This is a genomic window from Novosphingobium marinum, assembly GCF_013408095.1.
Classification (GTDB): domain Bacteria; phylum Pseudomonadota; class Alphaproteobacteria; order Sphingomonadales; family Sphingomonadaceae; genus Novosphingobium; species Novosphingobium marinum.
In genome coordinates this window covers 878,035-903,878 of record NZ_JACBZF010000002.1, presented here as the reverse complement: position 1 = coordinate 903,878, position 25,844 = coordinate 878,035, and the positions used below count along the sequence as shown (strand labels likewise).

Genomic DNA, 25,844 nt, shown 5'->3' with positions numbered 1-25,844 from the left:
CTCGATGATCCGTGCAGTTTTGGACAAGCCAGGGAACGCAGCCCTTCTCTTCCGCAGAAATACCTGCACCGTGGGCGATTGCCACCTTGCCAGAGCCCACGATCGAATCCGAACCAGGCTTCGCGCTCCCAGGCGCAAGCAAATTTAGATTTTGGATGAATGGCGGAGGTTTCAGATCGGTACGAAAAGCTATCTGGCAAGCATCGATGCCAAGGTCATTCCGTCATCCGGCACGCCAACAAGCGCCAACGCCTTTTGCGATCGCAACTTCAGGTCGACCTGCTTCTATAAGGGAAATTCCGAGGCGCGCGACCATCCTGACTCTTTCGCAATTTCAATATCTTGCGGTGTATCGCAATCCAACTGAAACCCGAGCCGGTTCACAATAAAGTCGCATGGCCGCAGGTTGTGCAGCTGCTTCAAGTGCAACATCTTGCTATCCCGCCCGAACATGAAGGAGAAGGTTCGGTTGTCGCACAAGGCCACCGCGTTGGTTCCCGTTTCATGCCGATCCGGCGCTATCGCTATGCCTTCCCGTTCCGCCACGTCGAGCAGTGCATTCAGATCGTCCGGTGTGACAAGAGGCAGGTCGCCATGGATTACGAGCAGAGGTCTGCCTGCCATCTCCGCTCCAGCCTCCAACGCGGCGTTAAGTCCCCTTCCCGGATCGCGAAGCCAGTCGCCTGCCCAGACTGAACAGCGCTCCTTCGAGACGAGGAGACAGCGATCGATGCGGGAGCATCGTGACAAGGTTTCCTGAAGGTGTGCGAGCAGGGTCGTGGCAAGCCTGTTTCGATCTTCTCGATCCAGCACGGGCGCCAACCTGGATTTAACAAGAGAGTTGGCCTTGTAGGGAACGATTGCTGTCCACCTCATGTGGTGGCTTCGTCACGTGCAAGACGAAGCGCAGCTTCCGCGACACGCTTGCGGTCGTCCGCATTGCGCATGAGGGTGTTTTCTCTCGCGACCCTCAACCCCTCGCAATCATCCGACCGGTCGATGAGCAATCCGTCGATCAGTCCGGCGTAATGCGAGGCAATAGTCGAATTGGAACATTCCATTCCCAATTCGGCCATGAGCTTTGCCGTAGGCCCCTTCACTGCCTTGCCTCCGATGAGGGGCGAGATCGCGATGACAGGCACGCCAGCCGCAGAAATCGCCTCTGTCATGCCCGGCACCGCCAGGATCGGATCGATGCTGAGGTAGGGATTGGACGGAGCGACAAACACCGCTTCGAGGTCGGGTGCTGCCAAGGCACTTGTCACCGACCTGCCAGGGCGCGCTTCGGCGGCTCCGTCGAACCGGATCTTGGAGACGCTCGGCCTGCACTGGTGCTCGACGAAATAGCTTTGGAACGAGAGAATCCCGATGTCGGTTGTCAAGATGGTCGAAACCGGGCTTTCGCTCATCGGAAGCAGGGCCGCATCGATGCCGGCCTTGTCGGCCATACGATGCACGAAAGCCGTCAGACTTTCGCCCGACTCCAGAGCTGCCGTTCGTAGCACGTGAAGGGCGAGATCGCGGTCGCCCAGATTGAACCAGGTCTCGTCCGTCCACTCGGCCAGGGCAGACATGAAGTTCCAGCTTTCGCCGACAACGCCCCATCCCCTCGCCGGGTCGTTCTTTCCCGACAGCATATACATGACCGAGTCGAGATCTGGGCAGATGCGAAGCCCCAGATGCGTGAAATCGTCGCCTGTATTGACGATGGCGGCGACATTACTGCCACCGAGTACCTGGACGAGACCCTCGACGAATTTCGCGCCGCCCACACCGCCGGTCAATACGACCACGCTCACCGGAAAAGATCCTCTTTAACCGGACGGATGATCGCGGACGCGGGAATATCCTGTGTGGCGTCAAAGTCCATGCCACGCACCAGCGCAGCGGGGATACCTTCCGCACCCTCTCCCATCACCAGGCCCGCGGCGCTTGCGATCATGTCCGCAAGGCACACTTGCGTAACTTCGAGCGAGCGGCCATCGCGATCGACACCTCCCCGACGGTCGAGCATCGCCGGCATGCCGTCCGCGCCGATAGCGACATTGGTAACACCGTAGCGCCAGGGACGTCCGAAACTGTCCGATATGACGATGGCAGGACTGCAACCGAACCGATTGCCAATCCCTTCCCTGATTGCTCTTGCCTCGAAATCACTGTCGACCGGGAGGAGGATGACCGTGTCGGAATCATCCTGTCCCAGGTTCGATCTGTCGATCCCCGCGTTGGCCATGACGTGGCCGGAGCGGTGCCGCGTGATCAGCACCCCGGGGACAGCCCGCACGACCGCGATCGATTCACGCAATACGAGTTCCACGAACCGCGGGTCCTTGCCCGTGGTAGCGGCCAGTTCGGCAGCTTCACGGGAGGGATCCATTTGCGTCAGCGAAACGAAGCGATTGCGGGCTTTCGATACGATTTTCTGCGTTATGACCAGAATATCGGTTTCGCTCGGCTCGTGATCCGCCAAGGCGTCGGCAAACAACACTCCCAAGTCGCAACCCGGTTCGATCTCGGGCAGGTTCTCTATGGGAACGATGCTCAGCAATCAGCCTACTCCAACGGATCAATCCTTGGCGGAAAGCTCCCCGGTAATCCTGATGCCGGCCCCGTCAACGCCATACCGCTTGTTGATGAAGATCAGAAGTGAGGTCATCGCTTCGGCAGCGGCGGAATTCGCGAGGGCTCCGGCGTGGATTCCGCGCAAACCCATTTCGCGAGCCAGACCTACAACGACTTCACGAGCATCCTTGTCGTCACCGAACACGAACACGTCGCACTCGACATCGATATCCTGTGCCAACTTGTGGGCGGCGACGTTGTGAAAGCCGGAGACGAGTCGAATGTCCTCTCCCAGTACTTTCGCAGCACACTGAGCGGCGCTGCCTTCGGCGGGCAGTTGTACCCTCATCACCTTCGGCGGAACGAGCGGGACGGTCGTGTCCACAACGATCTTGCCAGCGGCAAATGGAGCGACCTGCTCAAGGGTTTCCGCCTGTGCTGAGAACGGTACGGTTATGAAAATCAGGTCACCCGCTGCGGCGGCATCCGCATTGGACATCCCCTCCGCCCCGTTGCCCAGCCTCTTCGCCTCTGCTTCCGCGCTTTCGGAAGAACGTGAGCCGACTACGATGCGGTAACCGGCCCGGGACAGTCTGGCGGCGATAGCGCTGCCGAGCTTTCCGGTTCCGCCAACTACGGCGATTGTCCCAATCTCATTCATTTTCAAATCCTCTCGAGCGCCGCATCACTCTGTGCGCGTTTGACATTTTCGTACAGCGTCGTGCGCTGACTCACCGGTCGCCCTGTCCTTGCGGCGATCCGGGCCATCGCGCCGGCCTCCATCTGCTGCCCATGCGTACCTCCGGCGGAGCGGGTTATGGACTCGTCCATGAGTACCCCACCAAGGTCGTTGGCCCCGGCATCGAGTACCGCTGCGGCACCATCGGCACCCAGCTTTACCCAGCTAGCCTGGATATTCCGGACCAGCGGATGCAGCACAAGCCTGGCAATTGCGTGCATCAGTATCGTCTCGCGCCAGGTAGGACCGTTGCGCGTCTGCCCCCTGATCCACATCGGCGCCTGCATGTGAACGAACGGCAAGGGAACGAATTCGGTGAATCCGCCCGTTTCCGCCTGAAGGTCGCGAAGCTCCAAGAGGTGCCGCGCCCAATGGACGTACCCGTCGATGTGCCCGAACATGATGGTGGCAGTGCTGCGCAACCCGACACCATGGGCGTCCCTCATGATCGCAAGCCATTCCCTGCCCGTCACCTTGTCCGGCGCAATGATAGATCGAACTGCCGGGTCGAACACTTCGGCGGCAGTTCCGGGCAGGCTCGACAGGCCGGCGTCCCGCAATTCGGAAAGGAAGTCCCTGACCGACAGGCCAAGGGTCGTCGCGCCGTGAAAGATTTCGAGCGGCGAGAACGCATGGACGTGCAAATCCGGTGCTGCCGTCCGCACCGCATTCAGGATCGCCAGATACGTTTTCCCATCGAATTCAGGATGAATACCGCCCTGCAAGCATACCTCAGTCGCGCCGCGGGCCGCAGCTTCCTCTGCGCGACGGGCGATCTCCTCGAGTTCGAGATTGTATGCCGGTCCTCGCAAGGCCCTGGTGCTGCCCTTGGAGAACCCGCAGAATCCGCACTTGTATAGGCAGATGTTGGTGTAGTTGATGTTGCGGTTTACGACGTAGGTCACCGTGTCTCCGATGACTTCGCGCCTCAGCCGATCGGCCGCCGTCGTGATCGCACGAACATCGCCGCCGTCCGCCTCGAAAAGCGCGGTTATGACTTCCTCATCGGGCTCGCCGCCTTCGGAGAGATGATCCAGAACTTCCGCTACGCGAACCGTGCGCGGTTCTTTCCCGACACCCTGCGGAACCGCGCCTTGCGCGCCGCTGATCCATCCGTCGACGCGAGGCAGGCCGCGAGCATCGACGGAGCGGCGAACGGTAGTCCGCAGCCGTTCATCGACCCACTCGTCGGGGTGCGCCGCATGGCCTCTCCCGATTGCCAATCGCGGGCGAAGTACCCTGCCCGACAGGTTCGTCGCCTCCTCGAGAGCGCGCAAGTTCGGCCAGGGCGCTTCTGGATTCACATGGTCCGGCGTGACTGGCGAGATGCCCCCCCAGTCGTTGAGACCGGCACTGATCATTGCGTCCAGATGATCGGGTCGGAGATTGGGTGGAGCCTGGATCGAGACCTCCCCGGGCATGATCAGCCTTGCCACGGCGATGCTCCAGAGATGGTCTTCCAGCGAAGGCTCGGGCTGATGCTCCATCAAGGTCCCCGGCTTCGCCCGAAAATTCTGTACGATGATTTCCTGGATGTGGCCGTATTCGCGGTGAAGGTTTCGGAGGGCAACGAGGGCCTCGACCCGCTCGCTTCGCGTCTCTCCGATCCCGATCAGAATTCCGCTCGTAAACGGAACGCGAGCCTGCCCGGCGGCGGCGATGGAAGCGATACGTCTCTCAGGTAGTTTGTCCGGCGATCCGAAATGCGGGCCGCCCCGTTCGCAAAGCCGTCCCGATGCACTTTCGAGCATCAGCCCCATAGAGGCTGCGTTGGGCCGCAGTAGCGCGTAGTCCGCCGCTTCGAGAATCCCTGCATTGATGTGGGGCAGCAGACCGGTCTCGTCGAGCACGGCGGCGGCGGCTTTGGCGACGTAAGCAATCGTGCTTTCGTAGCCGCGGCGATCGAGCCACTCGCGGGCAGCCGAATAGCGGGCCTCAGGCCTGTCGCCGAGTGTGAAAAGCGCCTCGCGGCAACCGGAACGTGCTCCCGCTCTCGCGATCTCGACCACGTCCTCTATTTCGAGAAAGGGCTTGTCGATCTTTCCGGGCGTGGTTGCAAACGTGCAGTAATGACAAACGTCGCGGCAAAGCCGGGTGAGCGGGACAAAGACCTTTGGAGAATAGGTCACGACCTGGCCGAACGAGGCCAGTGCGACGCCACGCGCCGCCTCAGCGAGATCCGGCAAGGCAACATTGCATACGATTTCATGGACGCCGGCCGGATCGGCCATACGCGCAATCGTTTCACTTATCGTCGTGTGCGACGCCAATTCCTATCTCCGGTCCGAGCGCCGATCGTGACGCAATGCGCGCGCTCCTCTAATCCCGCAACAAGGTCTGCTGCTATCCTTTGAAGCTGCGAGCGCCTGCCGGCCCGAGCGTCAGGCGCAGGTCGTGACGATCATAAGTTGATCGCGCCAATGCAGCGAGAGCTAACCTACTTCCTCATCCACCGGCTGGTCGACATATCGTGCGATTGTCTTGTGGAAGTGCTGAACCGCCGCCTCGTTCCGACCTAGCAGGAAAGGGCGCCCGTTGTTGTTTTCGGCGGCATCCTGGATGGCATAGTCAAGAACGTAGTCCTCTCGCTGCGTGACCTGCCGATACATCTCGAGCTGTGCTTCCCCTTCCGCCCTGATCGCGTCGTCCGGCGTCTTGCGCGACAGCAGCATCTGCACGCCCGTGCTGGTTTCCGGCGTGGGTCCGGGGAAAACGCGGACGATGAGCGGAAAGTCGCTTCGTGCTGTCGACAACTGCGTATTCGGGAACATGACGTAGACGTCAGACAGGGCCCGGGGACCGGTCCAATCATTCTCGGGAAGCGAGACCTCACTGCGGATTTCGTTGTTCGGCAGCAATATCAGCGAGTGATCGCCGAAATGATCGGTCACGTTTATGCTTCCGATCAGGTTCGGCAGGCTCTCGGAGTGGACCGTCTGGAAGTGATAGCTTTCAATGTAGCCGTCCCGGCAAAACTTCCAGTTCGGCCCCTGATACGTTTCCACCCATAAAAGGTGGGTATCCTCGAGATCGAGTGAGGCTAGTTCGGGCTCGAATTCGCCGAGGGCCTCGTCGAGATCGAATGGGGCCTCCGGATCGAGCACACCGAAAATAAGTCCGTGGCGCTCTTCGACGCGGATTTCGGCCAAGCCGTGACTTGCCTTGTCGCATCTCCCGAAGAGTTTGTCCTGTGGTACGCCGACGAGTGAACCGTCGGTCGAGTAGGTCCAGGCGTGGTAGGGGCAGGAGACTCGCGCCGCCGAACCCCGGCCAGAGGCAACAGGCGCTCCACGATGACGACACGAATTGAAGAAGGCATGCGCCTTGCCATCGCCGTCGCGAGTCAGAAGGATGCGAAAACCCGGAACGCCTTCGAGAGCGGAGTAGCTGTTGGGCTTTGGGATCTCACAACTCAGGCCAAGCAAGATGGGACGCTTGTAGAAAAGCGTATCGACCTCACGCTTCCAGTAATTCGCATCAAGGTACAGTGCGGACGGGAGTTCCATGATCGAGTCCTCGAGCGAGCACATACCGCTTTCCAGCATGTCATGCAGTCGCTGGATGTCTTCAACTACCCTGGCGTGCGGCACCATAATCCATTCCCTTGAGAATTGTCATTTGCGATCCGGAACCGTTGCTGAACATACGGCTTCCGGACCTATGGATCTCGCGCAAATGCAACCTTTTCCGAGTCGTGCGAGAGCCGTCAATAATTATGACTTATTAGTCATTTTTCTTGCGCAGGCAAGCCCCCGGAAGCGGTCGTCGTGCCTTCTTGCATTTCGGATTCGCCCTGCTGAGATCGCCGTTGCGACGGCAAGGCCCCGGCGATCTCTCACTTTGCGGCCGAGCTTCCCTTCGGGCGTCCGCGCCAAGTCGAAAAACCCCCCGTACGTTTCCAAGACCTGCGGGATTTATGATTGACGAGTCATAATTTCGCATATTACCGCAGATACGTTACGCCTTTGCACCGGCATTCCGCCCGAGATGCGAATTCAGGTCCGGCTTCCGTTACCTCTGCCGGACTATGGGAGAACGAATGTGAGCAGTCCTGTCCTGATCGAAGTCCACGAAGGTGTGATGACAGTGACGCTCAACCGCCCCGAAGCGAAGAACGCGGTCAACCTCGAAATCGCGAAGGGCGTGGCGGAAGCCATGAGGCGGCTTGACGAGAGTGACGAGCTGCGGGTCGCGATAATCACCGGGGCTGGTGGCACGTTCTGTTCGGGAATGGACCTCAAAGGTTTCCTCGACGGTGAGATTCCCGTGATCGAGGGCCGCGGATTTGCAGGTCTGACGCAAGGACCTCCCGAAAAGCCGCTCATCGCCGCAGTGGACGGTTTTGCGCTTGCCGGAGGTATGGAAATCGCGCTCGCCTGCGACATGATCGTGGCGCAACGCGATGCCAGGTTCGGCATTCCCGAAGCAAAGCTGGGCCTGGTTGCAGGCGCCGGCGGCCTCGTAAGGCTGCCTCGGCAAATTCCGATACGCCTCGCCATGGAATACGCTCTGACCGGTGACCTGATCGACGCGAAAAGGGCCTATGAGATCGGCCTGATCAATCGAATCACCGATGGCCCCGCACTGATCGCTGCGAAGGATCTCGCCGCAACAATATGTGCAAACGGCCCACTCGCCGTCCGCGCAACCAAGAAGGTGATGACTGAACAGGCCGGCTGGCCGGCGGAAACGATGTGGCAGCGGCAGGACGAACTGATCGGCCCGATTTTCGATTCCAATGACGCGCGCGAAGGGGCAGCCGCTTTCGCCGAGAAGCGCAAGGCCAAGTGGACTGGCACGTGAACCAACCATTCACGAGCCGGGCGAAAGCGAACATCCCGAAAGCGCGGCTCTGTCTTGGCAGGCTCGGCATCGGCGCCCGACAAGCGACTTGAGTCGATGATCGCCTGGGACATCTCGACGGCCGCATTTCAGACCGAGAGGCATTTCGGTGCTCGCGATGTTGCATGCCTCCGGGATCGCCCCTCGTCGCTTCCCGCAATGCTGAGAAACGCAGCCAGGGAAAATCCCGAAGGAGAAGCCTTGGTTTGCGGCGATTTCCGTTGCACCTGGGCGGAGCTTGACAACCTCTCCCGCGCTTTCGCACTTCATTTGAGATTTCGCGGAATATTGCGGGGCGATCGCGTGGCAATGTTGCTGGGCAACCGCCCCGAATTCGTCATTGCCCTCTATGCGATCACCCGCCTGGGCGCCGTCGCCGTGCCGGTCGGAATTCGCGAACAGGCACCCGGTCTGGCTTATATTACCCGCCAATCGGGCGCCCGCCTTATCCTGCATGAGCCATCGCTGACCGACATCCTGCCGCCCGATGTCCCCGCCCTGGCGATGGAATGCGGCGATACCCGGAAGAATCTCGACAGCCTTGCGCAAGCGGATGGTTCCGCCGACTTCGAATGTCCGAAGGACGACGATACGGCCCTCATCATGTACACGTCAGGTACGACCGGCCAGCCGAAAGGGGCATTGGTAGCACATGTGGCCCTGGTCCACGTCGGCGCGATCTATGCGATGTGCATGGATCTCGACGCCGCCGATCGCTCGGTCTGCGTGGTCCCGCTGTCTCACATCACCGGAATCACGGCCACTCTGTGTGCGATGGCCTTCGCAAGGGGCTGTTCGATAATCATTCCGCAATTCGAAGCCGAGCATTTCGTTCGGACGGCCGAATGCGAAGCGATGACCCATACGCTCCTGGTCCCGGCGATGTACAAACTGATACTCGACCGCGTGAACCTCGCGTCATACGATCTTTCTAGATGGCGCATCGGAGCCTTCGGCGGAGCGCCCATGCCGGTCCCGACCATCGTCGAGTTGAAACGGAAGCTCCCGGCACTGGACCTCATGAATTGTTACGGCGCAACCGAGACATGCGGTGCTGTCACGATAATGCCCGCAGAGCATGCCGAGCATCGCTCCGGCTCGGTTGGTTTCCCGGTACCCGGCACATCCTTCCGGGTCATCGGCGAAGGCGGCGAGGAACTCGGGCCGGATCAGGAAGGCGAACTTTGTATTGCGGGCCCGACAGTAGCTCCAGGCTACTGGGGCAATCCAGACGCCACGGCGGCCAGCTTCGACCAGGGATACTGGCAATCCGGCGATCTCGGCAAAGTGGACGAGGATGGCTTCGTGTACGTGCTCGATCGCCTGAAGGACATGATCAACCGGGGTGGTTACAAGATTTTCACCGCCGAAGTCGAAAGCGTCCTGGCGGAACACCCATCCGTCACGGAAGCTGCTCTGATTGCAAAGCCCTGTCCGGTTCTAGGAGAGCGGGTTCATGCATTCGTATCGGTGCCGCTCAGCGCAAGCTGCCCGGAATCGCGCGAACTTCAAGAGTTTTGCGCGGCGCGAATGGCAGACTACAAGGTTCCCGAGAGTTTCACGATTGGCCACGATCCTCTGCCCCGCAACCTCAACGGGAAGATCCTGAAAAAGGAGCTTCGCAAGATTTTCGAAGCCCTACCCAGCGCTCCCGCAAACGATCGAACAGCAAGAGAATGACCGGAGAACGAAATGGATATTAATGGGATCGGTGCCGTAGTCACCGGCGGCGCCTCCGGACTTGGCGAGGCAACTGCCCGAAGCCTTGCAGCCCAGGGCGCACGGGTAGCCCTATTCGACCTCAACGAAGATAAGGGGAAGACGCTCGCGACGGAAATCGGCGCCACATTTTGCAGGGTGGACGTAACCGACGAAGCCTCCGTGGACGCCGGTTTCGCCAAGGCGCGCGATGCCAACGGGCAAGAGCGCATCATGGTCAATTGCGCCGGGACCGGCAACGCCTTCAAGACCGCGAGCCGAGACCGGAAGACAGGCGAACCCAAGCATTTCCCGATCGACGCGTTCGAACTCATTATCCGCATCAACCTGATCGGTACGTTCCGCTGCACGGCGAAGTCCGCCGCGGGCATGCTGACGCTCGACCCGCTGGAAAGCGGAGAACGTGGCGTAATCATCAACACCGCCAGCGCAGCGGCCGAAGATGGCCAGATCGGACAAGCCGCCTATGCGGCCTCGAAAGCCGGTATCGTCGGCATGACGCTTCCCATCGCACGCGACCTTTCCAGCGAGGGCATTCGCATAAATACCATCCTGCCAGGCATCTTCGACACTCCGTTGATGATGGGCGCACCCGAAGCGGTGAGGGAAGCGTTGGCCGAGAATGTTCCTTTCCCCAAGCGTTTCGGCATCCCCTCCGAGTTTGCCAGCCTTGCGCTGGAGATGTGCCGCAACCCCTACCTCAATGGTGAGGACGTGAGGCTCGACGGCGCCATTCGCATGGCGCCGCGATGAGGCGGCGCCCAATGTTCATCGAAATTGCAGGGAAAACGGGATGACCGAGGCATATATCATCGACGCAGTGCGTACTCCGCGCGGCATAGGGAAGGTCGGCAAGGGAGCGCTGGCGGCGATGCATCCCCAGCACCTCGCCGCGACGGTCCTTGCTGCCATCGCCGACAGGAACGGGATCGACACTGCCGACATCGATGACGTGATCTGGTCGACGAGCATGCAAAAGGCCCAGCAAGGCGGCGACCTTGGACGCATGGCCGCGCTCGATGCCGGGTACGATCCCAAGGTAAGTGGGACCACGCTCGACCGGTTTTGCGGAGGAGGCATCTCGGTGGTCGGCTTCGCTGCCGCCCAGGTCATGGCGGGGATGGAGGATCTCGTGGTCGCGGGAGGGACAGAGATGATGTCCCTGACGATGACAATCATGCAGGAAGAGATCGCGGCCGGCATCATGCCGCTGATCATGGGCTCCGGGAACCGGCGGTTGCAGGACAGGTATCCCCAGTCGCACCAGGGTGTATGCGCCGATGCGATAGCCACGCTTGAAGGGATCGGGAGACAGGCGCTGGACGATTTTGCGCTCGAAAGTCAGCGACGCGCCGACATAGCGATCAAGGAGGGCCGGTTCGCCCGCAGCCTCGTGCCCGTCCACGACGAGAGCGGAGCGCTCGTTCTCGACCACGAGGAGTTTCCGCGTCCTGAGACTACTGCCGAGGGCCTCGCTTCCCTGAAACCCAGCTTCGGGAAGGTCGGCGACATGCCCGTCGATCTCGACGGCAATACCGCACGGGAACTCATCTTGCGCAAGTTCCCCGACCTTGAAATCGAACATGTCCACCACGCGGGGAACTCGTCCGGGGTGGTCGACGGGGCCGCTGCCGTGCTGGTAGCCTCGAAAGACTACGCGGAAAGCCACGCGCTCACCCCCAGAGCGCGCATCGTGGCGACGGCCAACATGGGCGGGGATCCGACCTTGATGCTAAATGCCCCGGTGCCGGCTGCACGCAAAGTGTTGGAAAAAGCAGGCCTTACCCCGGCAGACATCGACTTGTGGGAAATCAACGAAGCCTTTGCAGTGGTCGCCGAAAAGTTCATTCGCGACCTCAAGCTCGACCGTGACAAGGTGAACGTCAACGGCGGGGCCATCGCCCTTGGCCACCCTATCGGCGCCACGGGAACGATCCTCATCGGAACCTTGCTAGACGAACTCGAAAGGCGTGACCTGCGGCGCGGCCTCGTGACCATGTGCGCGGCGGGCGGAATGGCCCCTGCGATCGTGATCGAGCGCGTCTAGGCCGACGGCATCCCGCCGATTGTCATTTCAGTAGCCGATCCGCCAGCTCGGTCAGATTCTTGAGGGCATCGCGGCCGCGCAGCCACGGACGCACGACAAGACGATCGCATCCTGCGTCTTCATACCGCTTGACCATATCGGCATCGACATCGCCGATCAGGCCGTTGCTGACCTCGAAGGGAATGTCGGATCGTCCGGCATCGTTTCGCAATTCCTGGAGCGTTTTCACTGCCTCTACCATCTCTTCCGGAGGCATCTCGTTGGCCAGCCAGCCGCTGCCGCGGTGTGCGGCCCGCCGCAGCGCGACCTTGGCGTGGCCCCCGAAAAAGAACGGTGGGTTGGGACGTGACGCCGGCTTCGGGCTCATCGCGACAGGTGGAATCTTGAGAGTTTCCCCGTCGTAGGTCGTGACCTCTTCGTTGAAGAGGCTGACCATGACATCGAGCGTCTCGTCGAGGCGCTTGCCCCTGGTCTTGAAATCGCGCCCCATGATGTCGAATTCTTCTTTCAGCCAACCGCTGCCCGCGCCGAACATGAAGCGACCGTTCGAGAAAAGGTCGAGTGTCATCGCCGATCTGGCGAGGTGGAAGGGGTCGTGCAGAGGCACGATGGAGATTGAGACCGCAAGCTTCATCGTACTGGTAATCGCCGCCAGGTACCCCAGCGCGGCGTATGGGTCGTAGAACGGCAGGTTCGCATGAAAGGCGTCGTGGGAATCCTTCCCGGCCTCCGGCGAATACGGGAATTTAGAATCGTGTTTGAGGGGCGTGACCACGTGTTCGCCCAACCAGACCGAATCGAAACCCATCTCTTCCGCGGCGGGTACGAGCTCTTTCATCTGTTCCACACGCAGCGGAAAGAGGGCCACTCCAAACTTCATGCTAAATCTCCGGCTTGAGCGATCGTGCGACAGGTGCCGCTTGTCTTCAGGTGGCGGGTTCGAGGGCACCGATCGGCGTCACAGGTTGATCGAGGATAATATTGAGGTCGCAAATCTCTCCGCCATCGCTCTGCAGGCGCACCTTGTACTCGTAGTGACCCCAGGCGACGTTCATCTTCTCGGGATCGCCATGACACGAGAAGAAGTAGCATTGCGCCGTGACGATATCGCCGTCGATGCCTTCGACGATCGAGTTCGTCGTGTAATGCTTGCGATGTTTGCAAGGCGTGGAAACCGCCTTGGCGAAGTAGGCCAAGGCGTCCTCCCGGCCTTCTAAACGTCCGACATAATAGCCACGCAGCGTTATGTCCCTGTAGAACAGCGTTTCCAGGATCGTTAGATCGGGCCGGTCGAGTGCCAGGCAATACTTGTTGATTGCGTTGCGCGCCGTTTCGGCTGCCTCCAGCCTTTTAAGCCGTTCTGCGAAATCGTCGGTCATCGCAAATCTTTCCCGTTCTGCATCCCGTTCAATCTTGCCCCTCAGACGCGTTGGGCGGCGCTCCGGGCAGATAATCGTGGAATACGCCCAGAGTCATCCCGCCATCGACCGTGAGTTCCGAACCCGCCATGTAGGACGAGGCATCGCTGGCGAGGAACAGGCTTGCCTCTGCAATCTCCTCGGGTTCGCCGATCCTCTGGATGGTCTGGCCGACGTAGAGCTTGTTCATCTCTTCGGTCGACTTGTTGCCGATGTTCGCAAAGGGCGTGTTGACGCCGCCGGGAAAAACTCCGTTGACGCGCACGCCCTGCCACCCAAGCTCCATCGCAGCGTTCTTGGTAAGACCGCGCAACCCCCACTTGGCTGCCATGTACGCGCCGGTGGAATTCATCGACCAGAGGGCACCCGTCGACAGGATGTTGACGATCGAACCACGGCACTGTGCGATCATGACGGGAGCGACCGCCTTGATCCCCAGCCAGGGCCCGATCAGGTTGACGTCGAGCACGCGCTGAAAGTCTTTCCGCTCCATCTCTACGAGAGCCGCGATGTGCACGATCCCGGCATTGTTGATCAGGACATCGATCGTATTCCAGCGATCCGTGATCGAGCCTATTGCGCTCTGCCAGTTCGCTTCGTCCGAGACATCGAGCCGAATGAAGCATGCGCGCTCGCCAAGCTCTTCGGCGAGCGCTTTGCCCTCATCCTCCCGAACATCGGCGATCACGATGCGAGCGCCCTCGTTCAGGAACAGGCGAGCTGTCGCGGCACCCTGTCCCTGTGCGCCACCGGTTATGATCGCGACGCGATCATCGAGCCTGCCCATCGCAAAATCCTCCGACCGGCCAGGAAATCGCGAAAAGCGGAATTACGCGCGCCTCGCCCGGCCAACCTCTCTTGTCGTGCTCGCCGGCATCGCAACTTCTCGATATGCCCGCAAGCCAAAAATGACTTGTGGATCATTTTTTGCTGTGGTCGGATTGCTTCCGCGGCGGTTGCCCGAACCAGTTGCTGCCGATAATGGGGACTTCGAGCGGTAAGCGGAATGGCAAGTGTGGTGACGAAACAGGGCTCTGGGCCGAAAGTGCGAAAGGTCAGACGCAAGACCGCGAGTTCCGTCGCCGAAAGACGCGCTCACCGGCAGGTCGCGACCAGACAGAAGATTCTCGATGCGGCGGCGCAGGTTATCGGTCGCCATGGTTACGCAGGGTGTTCGGTCGCCAGGATTACCTCCAAGGCCAGAATGGCCCACGGGACATTCTATCTCTACTTCAAGTCACAACAGCAATTGTTCGATACGATACTACCCACGCTCGGCGACGACATGTTGAGGAGTATCGCCGAAGCGATCGGCGACGAGAGCGACCCGATCGAGGTGGAGCGCCTCGGCTTCACCGCCAATATCGCGTATACGGCCGCGCACCCCTACATGAACAGGGTCCTCTACGAAGCGCAGCTCTTCGCGCCGAAGTCTTATAGCCTTTGGCTCGAGGGGATCACTGACAGCTACGTGCGCTCGTTCAAGCGAACACTCACGAGCGGTGCCTTCGCCGATGCCAGCGACGAGGAATTGCACATGGTTGCCCGAATGCTCGTCAATGCCCGCACAGCGCTTCTTTTTCGGGTGAACAGGAAGACCGCTGCCGATCAGGATTTTATCGCGAGGACCATCGCGACTTACGTGAAGTTCGCCTCGAATGGACTGGGCATTTGAACGCCCGCGCGCGCTGGGTCAGCGTTGTAGCAGCGACAACCGGTTCAGATGCCAGGCTGCTGTACCGTGCCGCGAGCCGTTCAGCAAAATCCGCTTCAGGTAGTGGCCAATTGCGCATTCGTCCGTAAGGCCCATGCCACCATGTATCTGGATGGCGCTTTCCGCCACGAACCGACCCGACTTGTCGGCCTGCGCCTTCGCGACGGAAACTGCCATCGTCCGGTCGGACAGACTATTGTCGAGGGCCGCGGCTGCCTCGTCGACGACGGCACGCGACCTCCGCTCGGCGATGAACATGTCGACCATACGGTGCTGGAGCACCTGAAAGTCTCCGATCGGGCGACCGAATTGCCTGCGAACCTTGGCGTAGTCCAGAGTGATCCGATTAGCCGCCGCCATGGCGCCGACGGTTTCGGAAGCCAGACACACCGCGCCGGCATCCAAGATCGCCTGAATGTCGCCCGGGTCCGGGACGGCGAGGATCGTGGCCACGACCGAATCCAGCGTCAGCCTGCTTGCTATCCGGTTGTCCGGAAGGCGATAGTGCTGGACTGACAGTCCGGGGCTGTCGCGTTCTATCATGCCCAGGACCATCTTTCCGTCGACATCATGGGCGCCGACCAGGAACTTCGACGCATTCTCCGCGTCCATCACCTGGTCCTTCACGCCGGAAATCGTGTCTCCAGCGAATTGCGCTCGGTGATTTGCATCCGCGCCGACAGTACCCGGATCGCGAAGCGCCACGGCCATGCGCACCGATCCCTCCGCAATCTGCGGCAGCAGCGATTCCTTCAAGTCTGCGGAGCCGAAACGATTGACGAGGAGCGCGGCCATCACCGCGTTCTCGAAAAAGGGCACCGCAAGCAGGTTATATCCGATTTGCCTCATCACCGCGGCGAGATCGGAGATTCCTCCGCCCAGGCCGCCGTATTCGGGATCAATGCCGAGCGCAAAGACTCCCTGCTCGGCAAAGGCCGACCATTCCTCGTCTGAACATTCGAACCGCGGCCCGCGACACCTCTCTATACTGTGGTGTTGCTTCGCCAGTTTCTCTACCGTTGCCGCGAAAAGACGGCGAACTTCCGCGTCGAGGTTTGCTTCGTGCTTCACAGTCCGAGCACCGCCTTTGCAATGATGTTCTTCTGAATTTCGCTGGAGCCTCCCCAGATCGAATAGACGCGGCCATGCAGATACTCGCCAAGAGCCCCACTCGCGCCTTCAGGCGCGACGTGCGGCACCGGGCTATCGGGATCGAGGGCTTCCGCCTGATAGGAGAGCCCGCCTTCAGACAAGGCATCGATCTGGGCGCCGGATATTGCCTGAAGCAGTTCTGCACTTTCGATTTTTAGCATCGATGCGGAAAGGCCCGGATCGTCCCCTGCCTCGAGTTCGGCGAACATCGCATTGCAAAGGCTGACCAGCGACCGCAGCCGCAGGTCGAGCTCGGCAATCCGCGAACGCCAGGACGGCATTTCGATAAGCGGGCGGCCGCCCGCGCTGGTCTCCCGAAGGAAGAAACGCAATTGCTCCATGAGACGCTGCGCCTTCCCGACTTCTGCCGAAATAAGACGTTCGTTGTCGAGCAGGAATTTGGCGTAAGTCCAGCCTCTCCCTTCCTCACCGATCAGGTTATCGGCGGGAACGCGGACGGCATCGAAAAATACCTCGTTGAGGTCCTCGACGAGATTGATGCTCTTTATCGGCCGTATCGAAACGCCGGGGCTTTTCAGGTCGATGAGCAGAAAGGAAATCCCGTGTTGCGGCTTCGCATCGGGATCGGTTCGGACCAGCGCGAAGATCATGTCCGCCCACTGCGCCATTGAGGTCCATATCTTGTGACCGGTGACGATATAGTGGTCGCCATCGCGAACGGCGCGGGTCTGGAGGTTTGCAAGGTCGGACCCCGCATTGGGCTCCGAGTATCCCTGCGCCCACCAGATGTCGTGTCTGGCAGTCGGACCCAGCCAGCGCTTCTTCTGAGCTTCCGTGCCGAAAGTGTAGATCACGGGTCCGACGTAGGTAACGCCGAACGGCGCAAGCCAGGGCGAGCCAAGCCTGTACAACTCGTTCTCGAAAACCCACCGCTTCAGGCGTGGCCAATCCTTGCCGCCATATTCCTCTGGCCAGTGCGCGATCAGCCAGCCTTTCTCGTGCAGTATCCGCATCCAGCGAACGAAATCGCCCTTCTCGAGATGCTGGTTCAGCAGAACCTTGCGACGAATGTCCTCTGGCAGCCGGCTTTCGCAGAAGTCCGCGACCTCTTTCCGGAACTCGGCCAGTTCACCCGATCTGGACATGCAACTTGCCCCTTTCTCCGCCACGAGGGCGCAGGAATTCAATTCTCGGTGTCGCGGCCGTCGCCAACGACCAGTTCGCTTAGATTGCCCTTTCGCCTGACAACCTCGGGAATGCCGTGGGGATTCAGCAATCCGCCGAATCGCAGGCGATTGTCCGCGTGGTTGAGCTGGTGATAGGCAAAGGCCAGGTCCATCGACCTTTGAAGGCCTTGCATGTCTACCGAGGAATTGATCACCTCTTTCGCAAGCTTGATGGCGAGTGTGGGTTTTGTTGCGATCTTCTTCGCCATCGCCTCGACGAAGTCCGAAAGCTCCTCGCCAGGGACGACGTGATTCACCATGCCCATCCGGTGCGCTTCCTGAGCGCTCCAGCTTTCGGTAGTGAACAGCAGTTCCTTGGCCTTTCGGGGGCCCAATTCCCAGACATGTGCGAAGTATTCGACGCCGAGGACCCCGATGTTCACCACGGGATCCTGGAACACCGAGTCTTCGGCAGCAACGATGATATCGCAGACCCACGCGAGCATCAGTCCCCCGGCGATGCAACCTCCCTGCACCTGGGCGATCGTCGGCTTCGGAATCGAGCGCCAGCGCCGGCAGGCATCCAGATAGGTCTCGTGCTCCCAGCCCATCCAACCTTCGACGGTCTGCGTCTCGACATCGCCCCAGACGCCGGTCAGCGGGTAATCGCGCCCCACCGCATCATGATTCCGATCGCGAAGATCGTGGCCGGCCGAGAAATTCCGGCCTGCTCCCCGAAGTATGATGCACCGAACGGCGTTGTCCTTGGCGGCACGCATGAATGCCTCGTCCAGAGCATAAGTCATCGCCACGTTCTGCGCGTTGCTGGCGCCGGGCCGGTTCATGGTAATCCGTGCGACGCCGGCATCGTCGAGTTCGTACAGAACCAGGGCCTCGGTCTCAGACAAATCATTGCTCCCCGAAAATTTCGGCGATCGAAAGCGGCACCGCTACGCCGTTCCCTTCGGCCCTTGAGGACCCCGCCCGCATGCGTTGGACAACAAGCCTGGATAGCTATCCGCCAAACCGCGAACTGAACAGGCCAACGTATCGCCATCATCGGCCCGTGTTCCGACGATTAGCACGGCCTCCGGAATCTGTCACCCATTTATGATTGTCCAGTCATATTTCTGGGTCGATGCTCTGGAAGCAACGGCGGAACCGAACCTTATGTTCAAGGTATTTCACGGGAATGTGCAAGCAACTCGATGCCGGGATCGCTCAGATCGAGCGTAGTGCCGGATGCGAGAGCGATCGTGCGACGCTCGGGCTGAAAAGTATAGCACACGGCTCCCATTCCGGAGTCCGCGGCAACTTCGCCTGGCTTGAACTGCAGATAGCCCTCTGCCAGCCAGAACACGCGGCGAAGGATCCACAGGCGATCCGCTTCCTCGGCAGGCAATCCTGCAAGCCACTCGCGGAACCCTTCGTACAAGTGGTGACCCGCATAGGCAGACGGCGCCGCAATCCGTCGATCAAGGATTTCCATGGACTGGACTTCACGTCCGCTTTGCCTGAGGACCACCTCGTGCCGCTCGGGCGTTTTCGGGTCATGGTATGCTGAGGCATCGTATCGAAGATCCGGGCCCGAACGCGCCGCGTGCGACATCGCCAGCGCAGCCAGCTCGAACAGATGGGTGCAGTGGTCATGGACACCCAGTCTCCTCGAGAGGTCCTGCGCCCTTTGCAGCAAGGGTTGCCCTGTGACTGCATGAAGCACTTCCGTCGCTCCGCCGCAGGTCGTCCAGGGAAACCGGACCGCCCGTGACGAAACCGCCCTCACGACGCCTCCCTCGTGCCGGAGCGTCACGCCGAAGTGGTGGTAGTTATCCTCCAGCCAGCCAACGGTAACGTCCGGTTCAGGGTGGAACAATGCGATCGCACGCCTGATGATCGGACGAGCTTCAGGCACTTGTCGGGTAAAACCGCTCTGCCCATTGCCTTACCCTGCCGAGAACCTCACTCTCCCCCGGAGACAGGGACGGGTTGGCCAGATACCGCATGTTCTCCCAGATCGGAATGTCGCGCTCGATCTGGACCAGCTGCTCGCGGACGCGCACGGCGGCCAGTCCCGTCGGCGCCGCCGCGGGGTCGAACCCTTCCTCGCCCAATACCAGGACGGACTGGAACATGTCGCAGTGATCGTCGTCCACCGGCGTCTGGGCCTGAATGCTTATCGCGTGATCGGGAGCTGGAAAGATGGTGTACTGGAACCCGAGCCCCCATAGTTCGGCTGCAACTTCCACCTCGATAGGGCCATCGGGGGTAAGCCTTGTCGATTGTTTACCGTAGCCGTAGACGATCGTGTTGGCGATATGCAGCTTGTAGCCTTCCTCCTCGAGCCGCGTAGTCTCGATCGGCCCCTTCGCACCGTGAATCCATCGCAAGTGCTCGATGTCCACGTTGTTCTCGGGGATGTACTGCGGTCGCGTCCGCACGTTCCGCCAGCTTTTGGTGCAGTTGGGGAACAGGTCATACCGCTTCCTCTCCGCGACCCCCGGAAGATCCACGGGCGGGTCGAACAGCGGCGGACGGCCCAGCTCGTCAAACCACATCCATACGATCTGGTTTGCCGTAACCGTCTCCCAAGCCCTGATCGTGCAGCGGTCGGTGGCCTTTTTTTCCAGGGGCACGAGCTTGTTCACCCCGTCGGGGCCCCACCGCCAGCCGTGATAGGGGCAGACGATGCTTTCGCCTGAGACCTTTCCCCCATGGCCGAGATGCGCACCCATGTGCGGACAGAATGCGTCGAGCAAGTGGTATCCGTTCGAACCGCGATAAAGAACCAGATCGCGACCGAAATAATGCAGCGGCCTTACGTCGCCGACTTCCAGTTCGGCTGCCCACGCGATCTGATACCATCCGCTGGGAAAACCTTCATGCGGAAACCCGTCGGTTTGGTCGGCTAGAGGCATATTTGTCGTCCTGCTTCGTTCATCGTCATTTCGTGTACATGGCGCCGCCATCGACGCGAATGAGTGCTCCGGTCGTAAAGCTCGATCCTTCGCTTGCCAGGTAAAACGCGGTTGTCAGCAATTCGTCGGGCTGCGCAAACCTGTTCAGCATCACGCTTTCCAGGGCCTCCGGATCCTCGGCCCAGTCACCAGCGACGTCGGTAAGGAACCCACCGGGGCAAACCACGTTGACCCGCACCTTCGGGGCATATTCGCGCGCCAGCGCAGTCGTAAGGGCATTCACTGCAGCCTTTGCTCCGGCATACACGGGGAAATAGGGCGATGGCAGCAGCGATCCCACCGACGAAACGTTTATGATCGATCCGCCCTCTCCTTCCGCCATTCGCGAACCGATCAGGACGGAAAGGCGATATACGCCTTTGAAGTTGACCTGGACAACCTTGTCGAAAAGCTCCTCGCTGACTTCCGCCATCGACGGCGCAAGCGGCGACATTCCCGCATTGTTGATCAGGATGTCGATCCTGCCGAAGCGCTCGTAGGCAGCGTCGGCCAGAGCTTCGACCGAATCCCACTTGCCCACGTGCACGGCAATGGCAGCGGCCTCGCGCCCGAGTGCTCGGATTTCGTCCGCCACGGCCTCGCACGCCTCCAGCTTCCTGCTAGCGACGACGATGTCGGCTCCCCGACGCGCGAAACCCAGCGCCATCTCCCTGCCGAGACCGCGACTGCCGCCCGTGATCAGGACGACCTTGCCGGTAAAATCGAAAGGATCCCTCATGGCTATCACCCCCGCCTGTTGACCGTTTCCTCGGTAAGGCCGAACTCTTCCAGTGCGATCGCCCGCGCCGTCGGCAAATGCTGCGGCGGGAAGAAGCCTTCGTGGGGTGTTGCATTACGAAGCACCCGCCGTGCCACCGAGACCTTGTGAACCTCGGTCGGTCCGTCGGCCAGTCCCAGCATTCCGGTCATGAAGAGCATGTGCGCGAATGGCATCTCGTTGGAAACGCCCAGCGACCCGTGCATGTGCATCGCGCGCCAGATGATCTTTTCGGCGACGTCGGCGCTGGCGACCTTGATCATGGAAATGGCTGCCCGCAGTTCCCGCTCGCGCCCCGCCTGATCGGCAAGCCAGGCGCAGTGCAACACCATCAGCCGGAACTGATGCAGCGCGATCTGCGAATCCGCGATGTCGAACTGAACGGACTGCTTCTCCTTGATCAGGACACCGCTCGTCTTGCGGCTGACAGCCCTGTCGGCCATCATGTCGATGGCCTTCTGGCAAAGCCCGATCGTGCGCATGGCGTGATGGATACGCCCTCCGCCGAGGCGGGATTGCGCGACTTCGAAACCACGTCCGCGCGGGCCTAGCATCGCCGAAGCCGGCACCCGGACATTGTCGTACCGGATGTAAGGGTGTCCGCCGCGTTCATCGTGGGATTCGGTGAAGACCCCTGTCTCGCGAACGAATTCGACGCCCGGCGTGGCAGTTGGCACGATGAACATCGACGCCCGCTCGTAAGGATCGGCGTCGGGATCGGTTACAGCCATAACAATGAGGAATTCGGAGTAATTCGCGTGGCTGGAAAACCACTTTTCTCCGTTGATGACGTACTCGTCGCCGTCCTTTTCCGCGCTGCAGGTAAAGTAGCGGGGATCCGACCCGCCTTCAGGTTCGGTCATCGAGAAGGCGCTGTAAATCTCGCCGTCGAGCAGCGGCGCCAGATAGCGCTCCTTCTGCTCCTGCGTCCCATATCGTGCCAGGATTTCCGAGTTGCCGGAGTCTGGCGCCTGGCAACCAAACACGACCGAGCCCCAGTTGGTCCGCCCGAGGATTTCAGCGATGTGCAGGTATTTGACCTGACCATAACCGGGACCGCCCAGTTCCCTGTCCAGGTGCGCCGCCCACAATCCGCGGTCCTTCACCTCTCGCTGCAGCGAAGCCAGTATCTTGCGTGCCTCGACGAGCGACTTGTCGTGCGGGCTCGCCGGACTGGGCCAGAGAACGTCGAGTTTTTCGACCTTCTCGTCGACGAAGGTCCGCACCCAATCGAGCTTCTTCCTGAATTCGTCCTCAAGTTCGAAATCTATCATCTTGTCCTCGTTGAAGATCGTCGGGTTCCGACCGCCGGCAATGCACGAATTCAGCCCAGAGCCGAGGCAGGGTCTGTCCCGACCCGTTGCTTGACCGCTCCCTTCAGGATCTTCCCGTCCGGCGATAGCGGCAAAGCATCCCACACCTCGAAGCGTTCCGGCAGCTTCTCCTTCGAGAGGCCCTCGCCGACGAGATAACTCTTCAGGTCATCGAATTCGAGCGAGTGACCGTCGCGCAATTCGACGACAGCGCAAGAACGCTCTCCGTAGAGATCGTCGGGAAACCCAACCACCGCCACCTTTCCGACCGCAGGGTTGCGGCCAATCAGCTCCTCAACTTCGGACGGATCGATCTTGTAGCCGCCGCGATTGATCATGTCCTTCTTGCGCCCGACGACTCTGACGAAGCCAGCCTCGTCGATTACCCCGATATCGCCCGAAAGGAAAAAGCCGTCGGCCGTCATCAAGCTCGATTTCCCGTCGGGTTCACCGAGGTAGCCAAGCAGTAGCGACGGACCCTTCAGACCGATTTCGCCCCTGCTGCCCGTTGGAAGGGGCTGGCGTTCGTCATCGAAGACCGCCAGTTCCGCGCCCGGTCCGGGTCGACCGTCGAGCACATTGCGTACCTCTACAGGATCGGAGAGCTCGGTGCTCGCGTTGCACATGCACTCAGCCATCGCATACATGCGCAGGACTTCCATGCCGAGTTCGGAACGCGCGCGATCGATCAGTTCCAGGCTCATGAAGCCGCCGCCCATGCTGACCGAACGCATCGCCTCCAGCTTGCGACCGCCCAGAGCTTCCGGCCCTGCGTCGAGCAGCATCCGCAGCATGGTCGGCACCATGCACGACCAGACGCAATCGTGCCGCTTGGCCAGACGAAGGACCTCAACCGGATTCCAGCGCGAAGCGCGCACTACCGTCGCGCCCGTCACGAGCGGCATGTAAGTGAAGAAGGTGAACCCCGGTGCGCCCGCTCCTGCGCCGGTCATGAGAATGGCTTCGCGGTCCTGCACCCTCCCGAGCGCCCGCATCCGCTCTGCGGACCATGCAACGCCGGACCAGCTGTGCATTACCCCCTTTGGTTGTCCGGTAGAGCCGGATGTAACGCCGATGAGGGCGCAATGGTCGCCAGGCGTTTCGACGACCTCGGCGGATAGAGGCTCGAATGATGCGATTGACCTGGTGCTGATGACGCGGGCGGATGCCGGCGGGGCCAGACCCTCTGTCGGTTCGGTCCCGACGTGACAGAAAAGAGCCGCCTGCGATCGCTCAAGAAGAAAATTGATTTCTCGAACGCCAAGGCGCTTGGGCACCGGGATCAGTGTTCCGCCAAGCCGTGCCGTCGCTATCGCCACCGCCACATCCTCGACGGAGGTATCGTACTGGACGACTACGCGGTCTCCCGCCTTGAAGCCGTTCTCCTTCAACATGGCCACGGCGCGATCGGCCATCTCGCCGACTGCGGCGCGATCGTAACTCTCGTCACCCACGACCAACGCGATTGCGTCCGGATCGGTCCTGCGATGGATATCGAAGCGCGCGGCGAGGTTCTCTGGCATCATCTGTGTCATCCTGGGCTTTTCAGTAGGGGCACGTGCCACCATCGACATTGAGAATGGCGCCCGTGATGCCGGCGCCCGCGTCGGAGGCAAGCAGCGAAGCCATCGCGGCTACCTCATCCGTCGTATTCAGCCGGCGGATCATCGACGCATCGGCATAGCGCTGCTTGTAGTCCTCGTAACTCACCCCCGCAGCCTCCGCCGCCTTGCGCCCGGCGGTTTGCATGAGATCGGTTTCGACCGCGCCCACGCAGATCGCGTTGCAGGTCACGCCCCGTTGTCCGTATTCGAGCGCCACGGCCTTGGTGAAGCCGTTGAGGGCATGCTTGGAGGCAACGTAGTGGCTGGTATTGGGCCTGTTGGCCTGTTTTCCCTGCACCGAACTGATGTTCACGATCCTGCCAAAGCCGTTGCCAAGCATTGTCGGTATCGCCCGTCGGACGGTCCAGAACGCCGAAGACACGTTCCACAAGAATGCCTGCTCCCAGGCCTCGTCCGCAAGTTCGTGAACCGGAGCAAACCCGCTCGAACCGCCAGCATTATTGATCAGGACATCTAGGCGTCCAAACCTTTCGACGACTTCGTCGACCATCGCTTCGGACTGGCTCTGGTCGAGGGCGTTGCAGGCGAAGAACACTGCCCGTCCATCGGAGGACAGCTCTTCCGCGGCTCTGGCGCCCTTTTCCGTGTTTCGACCGCTTATGACTACGCGAAACCCATCGGCAAGAAGGCGCTCCGCCATGGCTCGCCCCAGACTGCTGGTTGCCGCCGTCACAAGGGCGACCCTGTCCGTATCGTTTCCGGTCATGACCTCTCCAGAATCATTGTGGCGTGATTGGGTACGCCGAGCGCGGTGACCAGTCCGGTTCTCGCACCGGGCACCTGCCCCGCCCCGCGTTCGTGTCGCAATTGCCTCACCGCTTCGATGATGTGTCCGCCTCCGAGCGAGAACGAATGCGCCAGGAGGCCACCGTGCGTGTTGGTCGGCAAACGGTCCGAAAGGCCGCGGCCCTTCTCGACTGCGAACCTTGCTCCTTCTCCCCTTGGCGCGAAGCCGAGGTCCTCGAACTGGAGAAGGGTGTTGATGCTGAAGCAATCGTAGAGCTCGGCAAAGTCAATGTCGCCCGGGGACATCTGCGCTTCAGCGAACGCCATCGGTCCCGAGATTGCAGCCGGCGTTATGAGGTAGTCCGGGTTCTGGGTGAACCATGTGTCGCCCGGCACGGGGGTCGAGCCGATGCCGATACCCCGCACCGACACGACCGGATGGGCAAGGTCCCTCGCGCGCTCGGTGGTGGTCATAACAAACGCGATCGCACCGTCGCTGATGAGCGCACAGTCCGGGCCGCGCAACGGAGAGGCTATGACAGGCGACGCTAGATAGCCGTCGAAATCCAGCGGCTTCTGCTTCATCGCACCGGGCGTTCGGATCGCGTGCTCCCTCGCCTCGATTGCGATAGCCGCGAGGGCCGCTTCGGGCAATCCGTACTCATGAGCATACCGCTGAGCGATCCCGGCAAAATAGACGGGTTGGCCGAACCAGCCGCTGGGCATCTCCAGATCGGCCTTCACAGGATCGGCCGCATAAATCTCGCGGGGGCCCTGCGACTGCTTGCTGAGTTGAAGCCCGAACCAGCAAATTACGTAATTCGCGCGTCCCGACCTCAGCGCATGGTCTGCCAGCTCCGCGGCTGCGACGAGGCCCGCTCCGTATCGCATCCCATAGGCAATGAAGGGTGATGCAGGCATCCGGCCACCGAGAGCAGCGACGAGTTCCTCGGCCGGCACTTCGTGCGGCATCGAGGAGGATTCTGTCACGAAGCCATCGATCTCCGCTATCGTCAGTCCGGAGTCGGCCAGCGCAAATTGCGCCGCTTCGGCGGTCATGGCATGCATCGACCGTGGTTCCGAACGGACCGGACGCGTTTCGCCTACACCGACTATGGCGACGTCACG

At 60.8% G+C, this 25,844-nt stretch carries 24 protein-coding genes; 5 read left to right on the top strand and 19 right to left on the bottom strand.

What is annotated here, in order from left to right; all coding sequences use genetic code 11:
- Nucleotides 1–285: 285 nt before the first annotated feature.
- From cofC to FHS75_RS09165, 6 genes are all read right to left on the bottom strand, one after another.
- On the bottom strand, nt 286–876 hold the full coding sequence (cofC, locus tag FHS75_RS09190) for a 2-phospho-L-lactate guanylyltransferase (RefSeq protein WP_179407362.1): 591 nt from the start codon (nt 874–876) through the stop codon (nt 286–288).
- Entirely contained in the window at nt 873–1,799 is a 927-nt protein-coding gene (gene cofD / locus FHS75_RS09185; RefSeq protein WP_179407361.1) for a 2-phospho-L-lactate transferase, read from the bottom strand. The genes cofC and cofD overlap by 4 nt, the downstream gene beginning before the upstream one ends.
- Nucleotides 1,796–2,548 carry a coenzyme F420-0:L-glutamate ligase gene (gene cofE / locus FHS75_RS09180; RefSeq protein ID WP_179407360.1) on the bottom strand — a complete coding sequence of 251 codons (753 nt, stop codon included), beginning with the start codon at nt 2,546–2,548 and terminating at the stop codon, nt 1,796–1,798. The genes cofD and cofE overlap by 4 nt, the downstream gene beginning before the upstream one ends.
- A gap of 18 nt (nt 2,549–2,566) precedes the next feature.
- On the bottom strand, nt 2,567–3,223 hold the full coding sequence (npdG, locus tag FHS75_RS09175; protein WP_179407456.1) for an NADPH-dependent F420 reductase: 657 nt from the start codon (nt 3,221–3,223) through the stop codon (nt 2,567–2,569).
- Nucleotides 3,224–3,225: 2 nt separating this feature from the next.
- The gene (gene cofH / locus FHS75_RS09170) at nt 3,226–5,532 is read right to left on the bottom strand and encodes a 5-amino-6-(D-ribitylamino)uracil--L-tyrosine 4-hydroxyphenyl transferase CofH (protein WP_179407359.1); all 2,307 of its coding nucleotides are present in this window, start codon (nt 5,530–5,532) and stop codon (nt 3,226–3,228) included.
- Nucleotides 5,533–5,733: 201 nt separating this feature from the next.
- Nucleotides 5,734–6,894: an aromatic ring-hydroxylating oxygenase subunit alpha gene (locus FHS75_RS09165; RefSeq protein WP_179407358.1), complete on the bottom strand. Its 1,161-nt coding sequence runs from the start codon at nt 6,892–6,894 to the stop codon at nt 5,734–5,736.
- 448 nt (nt 6,895–7,342) lie between these two features.
- Between FHS75_RS09165 and FHS75_RS09160 the strand changes: the two genes are divergently transcribed.
- From FHS75_RS09160 to FHS75_RS09145, 4 genes are all read left to right on the top strand, one after another.
- Nucleotides 7,343–8,104 carry a crotonase/enoyl-CoA hydratase family protein gene (locus tag FHS75_RS09160; protein WP_229735525.1) on the top strand — a complete coding sequence of 254 codons (762 nt, stop codon included), beginning with the start codon at nt 7,343–7,345 and terminating at the stop codon, nt 8,102–8,104.
- A 96-nt stretch (nt 8,105–8,200) separates the two neighbouring features.
- On the top strand, nt 8,201–9,823 hold the full coding sequence (locus FHS75_RS09155) for a class I adenylate-forming enzyme family protein (RefSeq protein WP_179407455.1): 1,623 nt from the start codon (nt 8,201–8,203) through the stop codon (nt 9,821–9,823).
- A 12-nt stretch (nt 9,824–9,835) separates the two neighbouring features.
- Nucleotides 9,836–10,615: an SDR family NAD(P)-dependent oxidoreductase gene (locus tag FHS75_RS09150; RefSeq protein WP_179407356.1), complete on the top strand. Its 780-nt coding sequence runs from the start codon at nt 9,836–9,838 to the stop codon at nt 10,613–10,615.
- Nucleotides 10,616–10,655: 40 nt separating this feature from the next.
- Nucleotides 10,656–11,909 (top strand): acetyl-CoA C-acetyltransferase, encoded by a 1,254-nt coding sequence (locus FHS75_RS09145; RefSeq protein ID WP_179407355.1) that lies wholly within the window; start codon nt 10,656–10,658, stop codon nt 11,907–11,909.
- Between the two features lie 22 nt (nt 11,910–11,931).
- On the opposite strand, the gene FHS75_RS09140 is transcribed toward FHS75_RS09145, so the two are convergent.
- From FHS75_RS09140 to FHS75_RS09130, 3 genes are read right to left on the bottom strand one after another with little or no spacing between them, the layout of a single operon-like run.
- Complete coding sequence (locus tag FHS75_RS09140) at nt 11,932–12,858, bottom strand: LLM class F420-dependent oxidoreductase (RefSeq protein ID WP_179407354.1); 927 nt, start codon at nt 12,856–12,858, stop codon at nt 11,932–11,934.
- Nucleotides 12,836–13,288 (bottom strand): nuclear transport factor 2 family protein, encoded by a 453-nt coding sequence (locus FHS75_RS09135; protein WP_179407353.1) that lies wholly within the window; start codon nt 13,286–13,288, stop codon nt 12,836–12,838. The genes FHS75_RS09140 and FHS75_RS09135 overlap by 23 nt, the downstream gene beginning before the upstream one ends.
- A gap of 28 nt (nt 13,289–13,316) precedes the next feature.
- On the bottom strand, nt 13,317–14,114 hold the full coding sequence (locus FHS75_RS09130) for an SDR family NAD(P)-dependent oxidoreductase (RefSeq protein ID WP_179407352.1): 798 nt from the start codon (nt 14,112–14,114) through the stop codon (nt 13,317–13,319).
- A 258-nt stretch (nt 14,115–14,372) separates the two neighbouring features.
- Between FHS75_RS09130 and FHS75_RS09125 the strand changes: the two genes are divergently transcribed.
- Nucleotides 14,373–15,002, top strand: coding sequence for a TetR family transcriptional regulator (locus FHS75_RS09125; protein WP_179407351.1), 630 nt, complete (start codon nt 14,373–14,375; stop codon nt 15,000–15,002).
- A gap of 18 nt (nt 15,003–15,020) precedes the next feature.
- Here FHS75_RS09125 and FHS75_RS09120 read toward each other — a convergent pair whose 3' ends face one another.
- The 10 genes from FHS75_RS09120 to FHS75_RS09075 form a co-directional block, all read right to left on the bottom strand.
- Nucleotides 15,021–16,112, bottom strand: a complete 1,092-nt coding sequence (locus FHS75_RS09120; protein WP_179407350.1) for an acyl-CoA dehydrogenase family protein — start codon at nt 16,110–16,112, stop codon at nt 15,021–15,023.
- A complete protein-coding gene (locus tag FHS75_RS09115; protein ID WP_179407349.1) occupies nt 16,109–17,299 on the bottom strand; it encodes an acyl-CoA dehydrogenase family protein in 1,191 nt (396 codons plus the stop codon). Before FHS75_RS09115 ends, FHS75_RS09120 begins: the two co-directional genes overlap by 4 nt.
- 38 nt (nt 17,300–17,337) lie before the next feature.
- On the bottom strand, nt 17,338–18,228 hold the full coding sequence (locus tag FHS75_RS09110) for an enoyl-CoA hydratase (RefSeq protein ID WP_179407348.1): 891 nt from the start codon (nt 18,226–18,228) through the stop codon (nt 17,338–17,340).
- Between the two features lie 266 nt (nt 18,229–18,494).
- Nucleotides 18,495–19,232, bottom strand: a complete 738-nt coding sequence (locus FHS75_RS09105) for a DUF2889 domain-containing protein (protein WP_179407347.1) — start codon at nt 19,230–19,232, stop codon at nt 18,495–18,497.
- Complete coding sequence (locus tag FHS75_RS09100) at nt 19,225–20,235, bottom strand: Rieske 2Fe-2S domain-containing protein (protein WP_179407346.1); 1,011 nt, start codon at nt 20,233–20,235, stop codon at nt 19,225–19,227. Before FHS75_RS09100 ends, FHS75_RS09105 begins: the two co-directional genes overlap by 8 nt.
- A gap of 25 nt (nt 20,236–20,260) precedes the next feature.
- On the bottom strand, nt 20,261–21,013 hold the full coding sequence (locus tag FHS75_RS09095) for an SDR family NAD(P)-dependent oxidoreductase (RefSeq protein ID WP_179407345.1): 753 nt from the start codon (nt 21,011–21,013) through the stop codon (nt 20,261–20,263).
- A gap of 5 nt (nt 21,014–21,018) precedes the next feature.
- A complete protein-coding gene (locus FHS75_RS09090; protein WP_179407344.1) occupies nt 21,019–22,326 on the bottom strand; it encodes an acyl-CoA dehydrogenase family protein in 1,308 nt (435 codons plus the stop codon).
- 50 nt (nt 22,327–22,376) lie between these two features.
- On the bottom strand, nt 22,377–23,900 hold the full coding sequence (locus FHS75_RS09085) for a class I adenylate-forming enzyme family protein (RefSeq protein WP_179407343.1): 1,524 nt from the start codon (nt 23,898–23,900) through the stop codon (nt 22,377–22,379).
- A gap of 10 nt (nt 23,901–23,910) precedes the next feature.
- Nucleotides 23,911–24,696: an SDR family NAD(P)-dependent oxidoreductase gene (locus tag FHS75_RS09080; protein ID WP_179407342.1), complete on the bottom strand. Its 786-nt coding sequence runs from the start codon at nt 24,694–24,696 to the stop codon at nt 23,911–23,913.
- Nucleotides 24,693–25,784, bottom strand: a complete 1,092-nt coding sequence (locus FHS75_RS09075; protein WP_179407341.1) for a thiolase family protein — start codon at nt 25,782–25,784, stop codon at nt 24,693–24,695. The genes FHS75_RS09080 and FHS75_RS09075 overlap by 4 nt, the downstream gene beginning before the upstream one ends.
- Between the last annotated feature and the right edge of the window lie 60 nt (nt 25,785–25,844).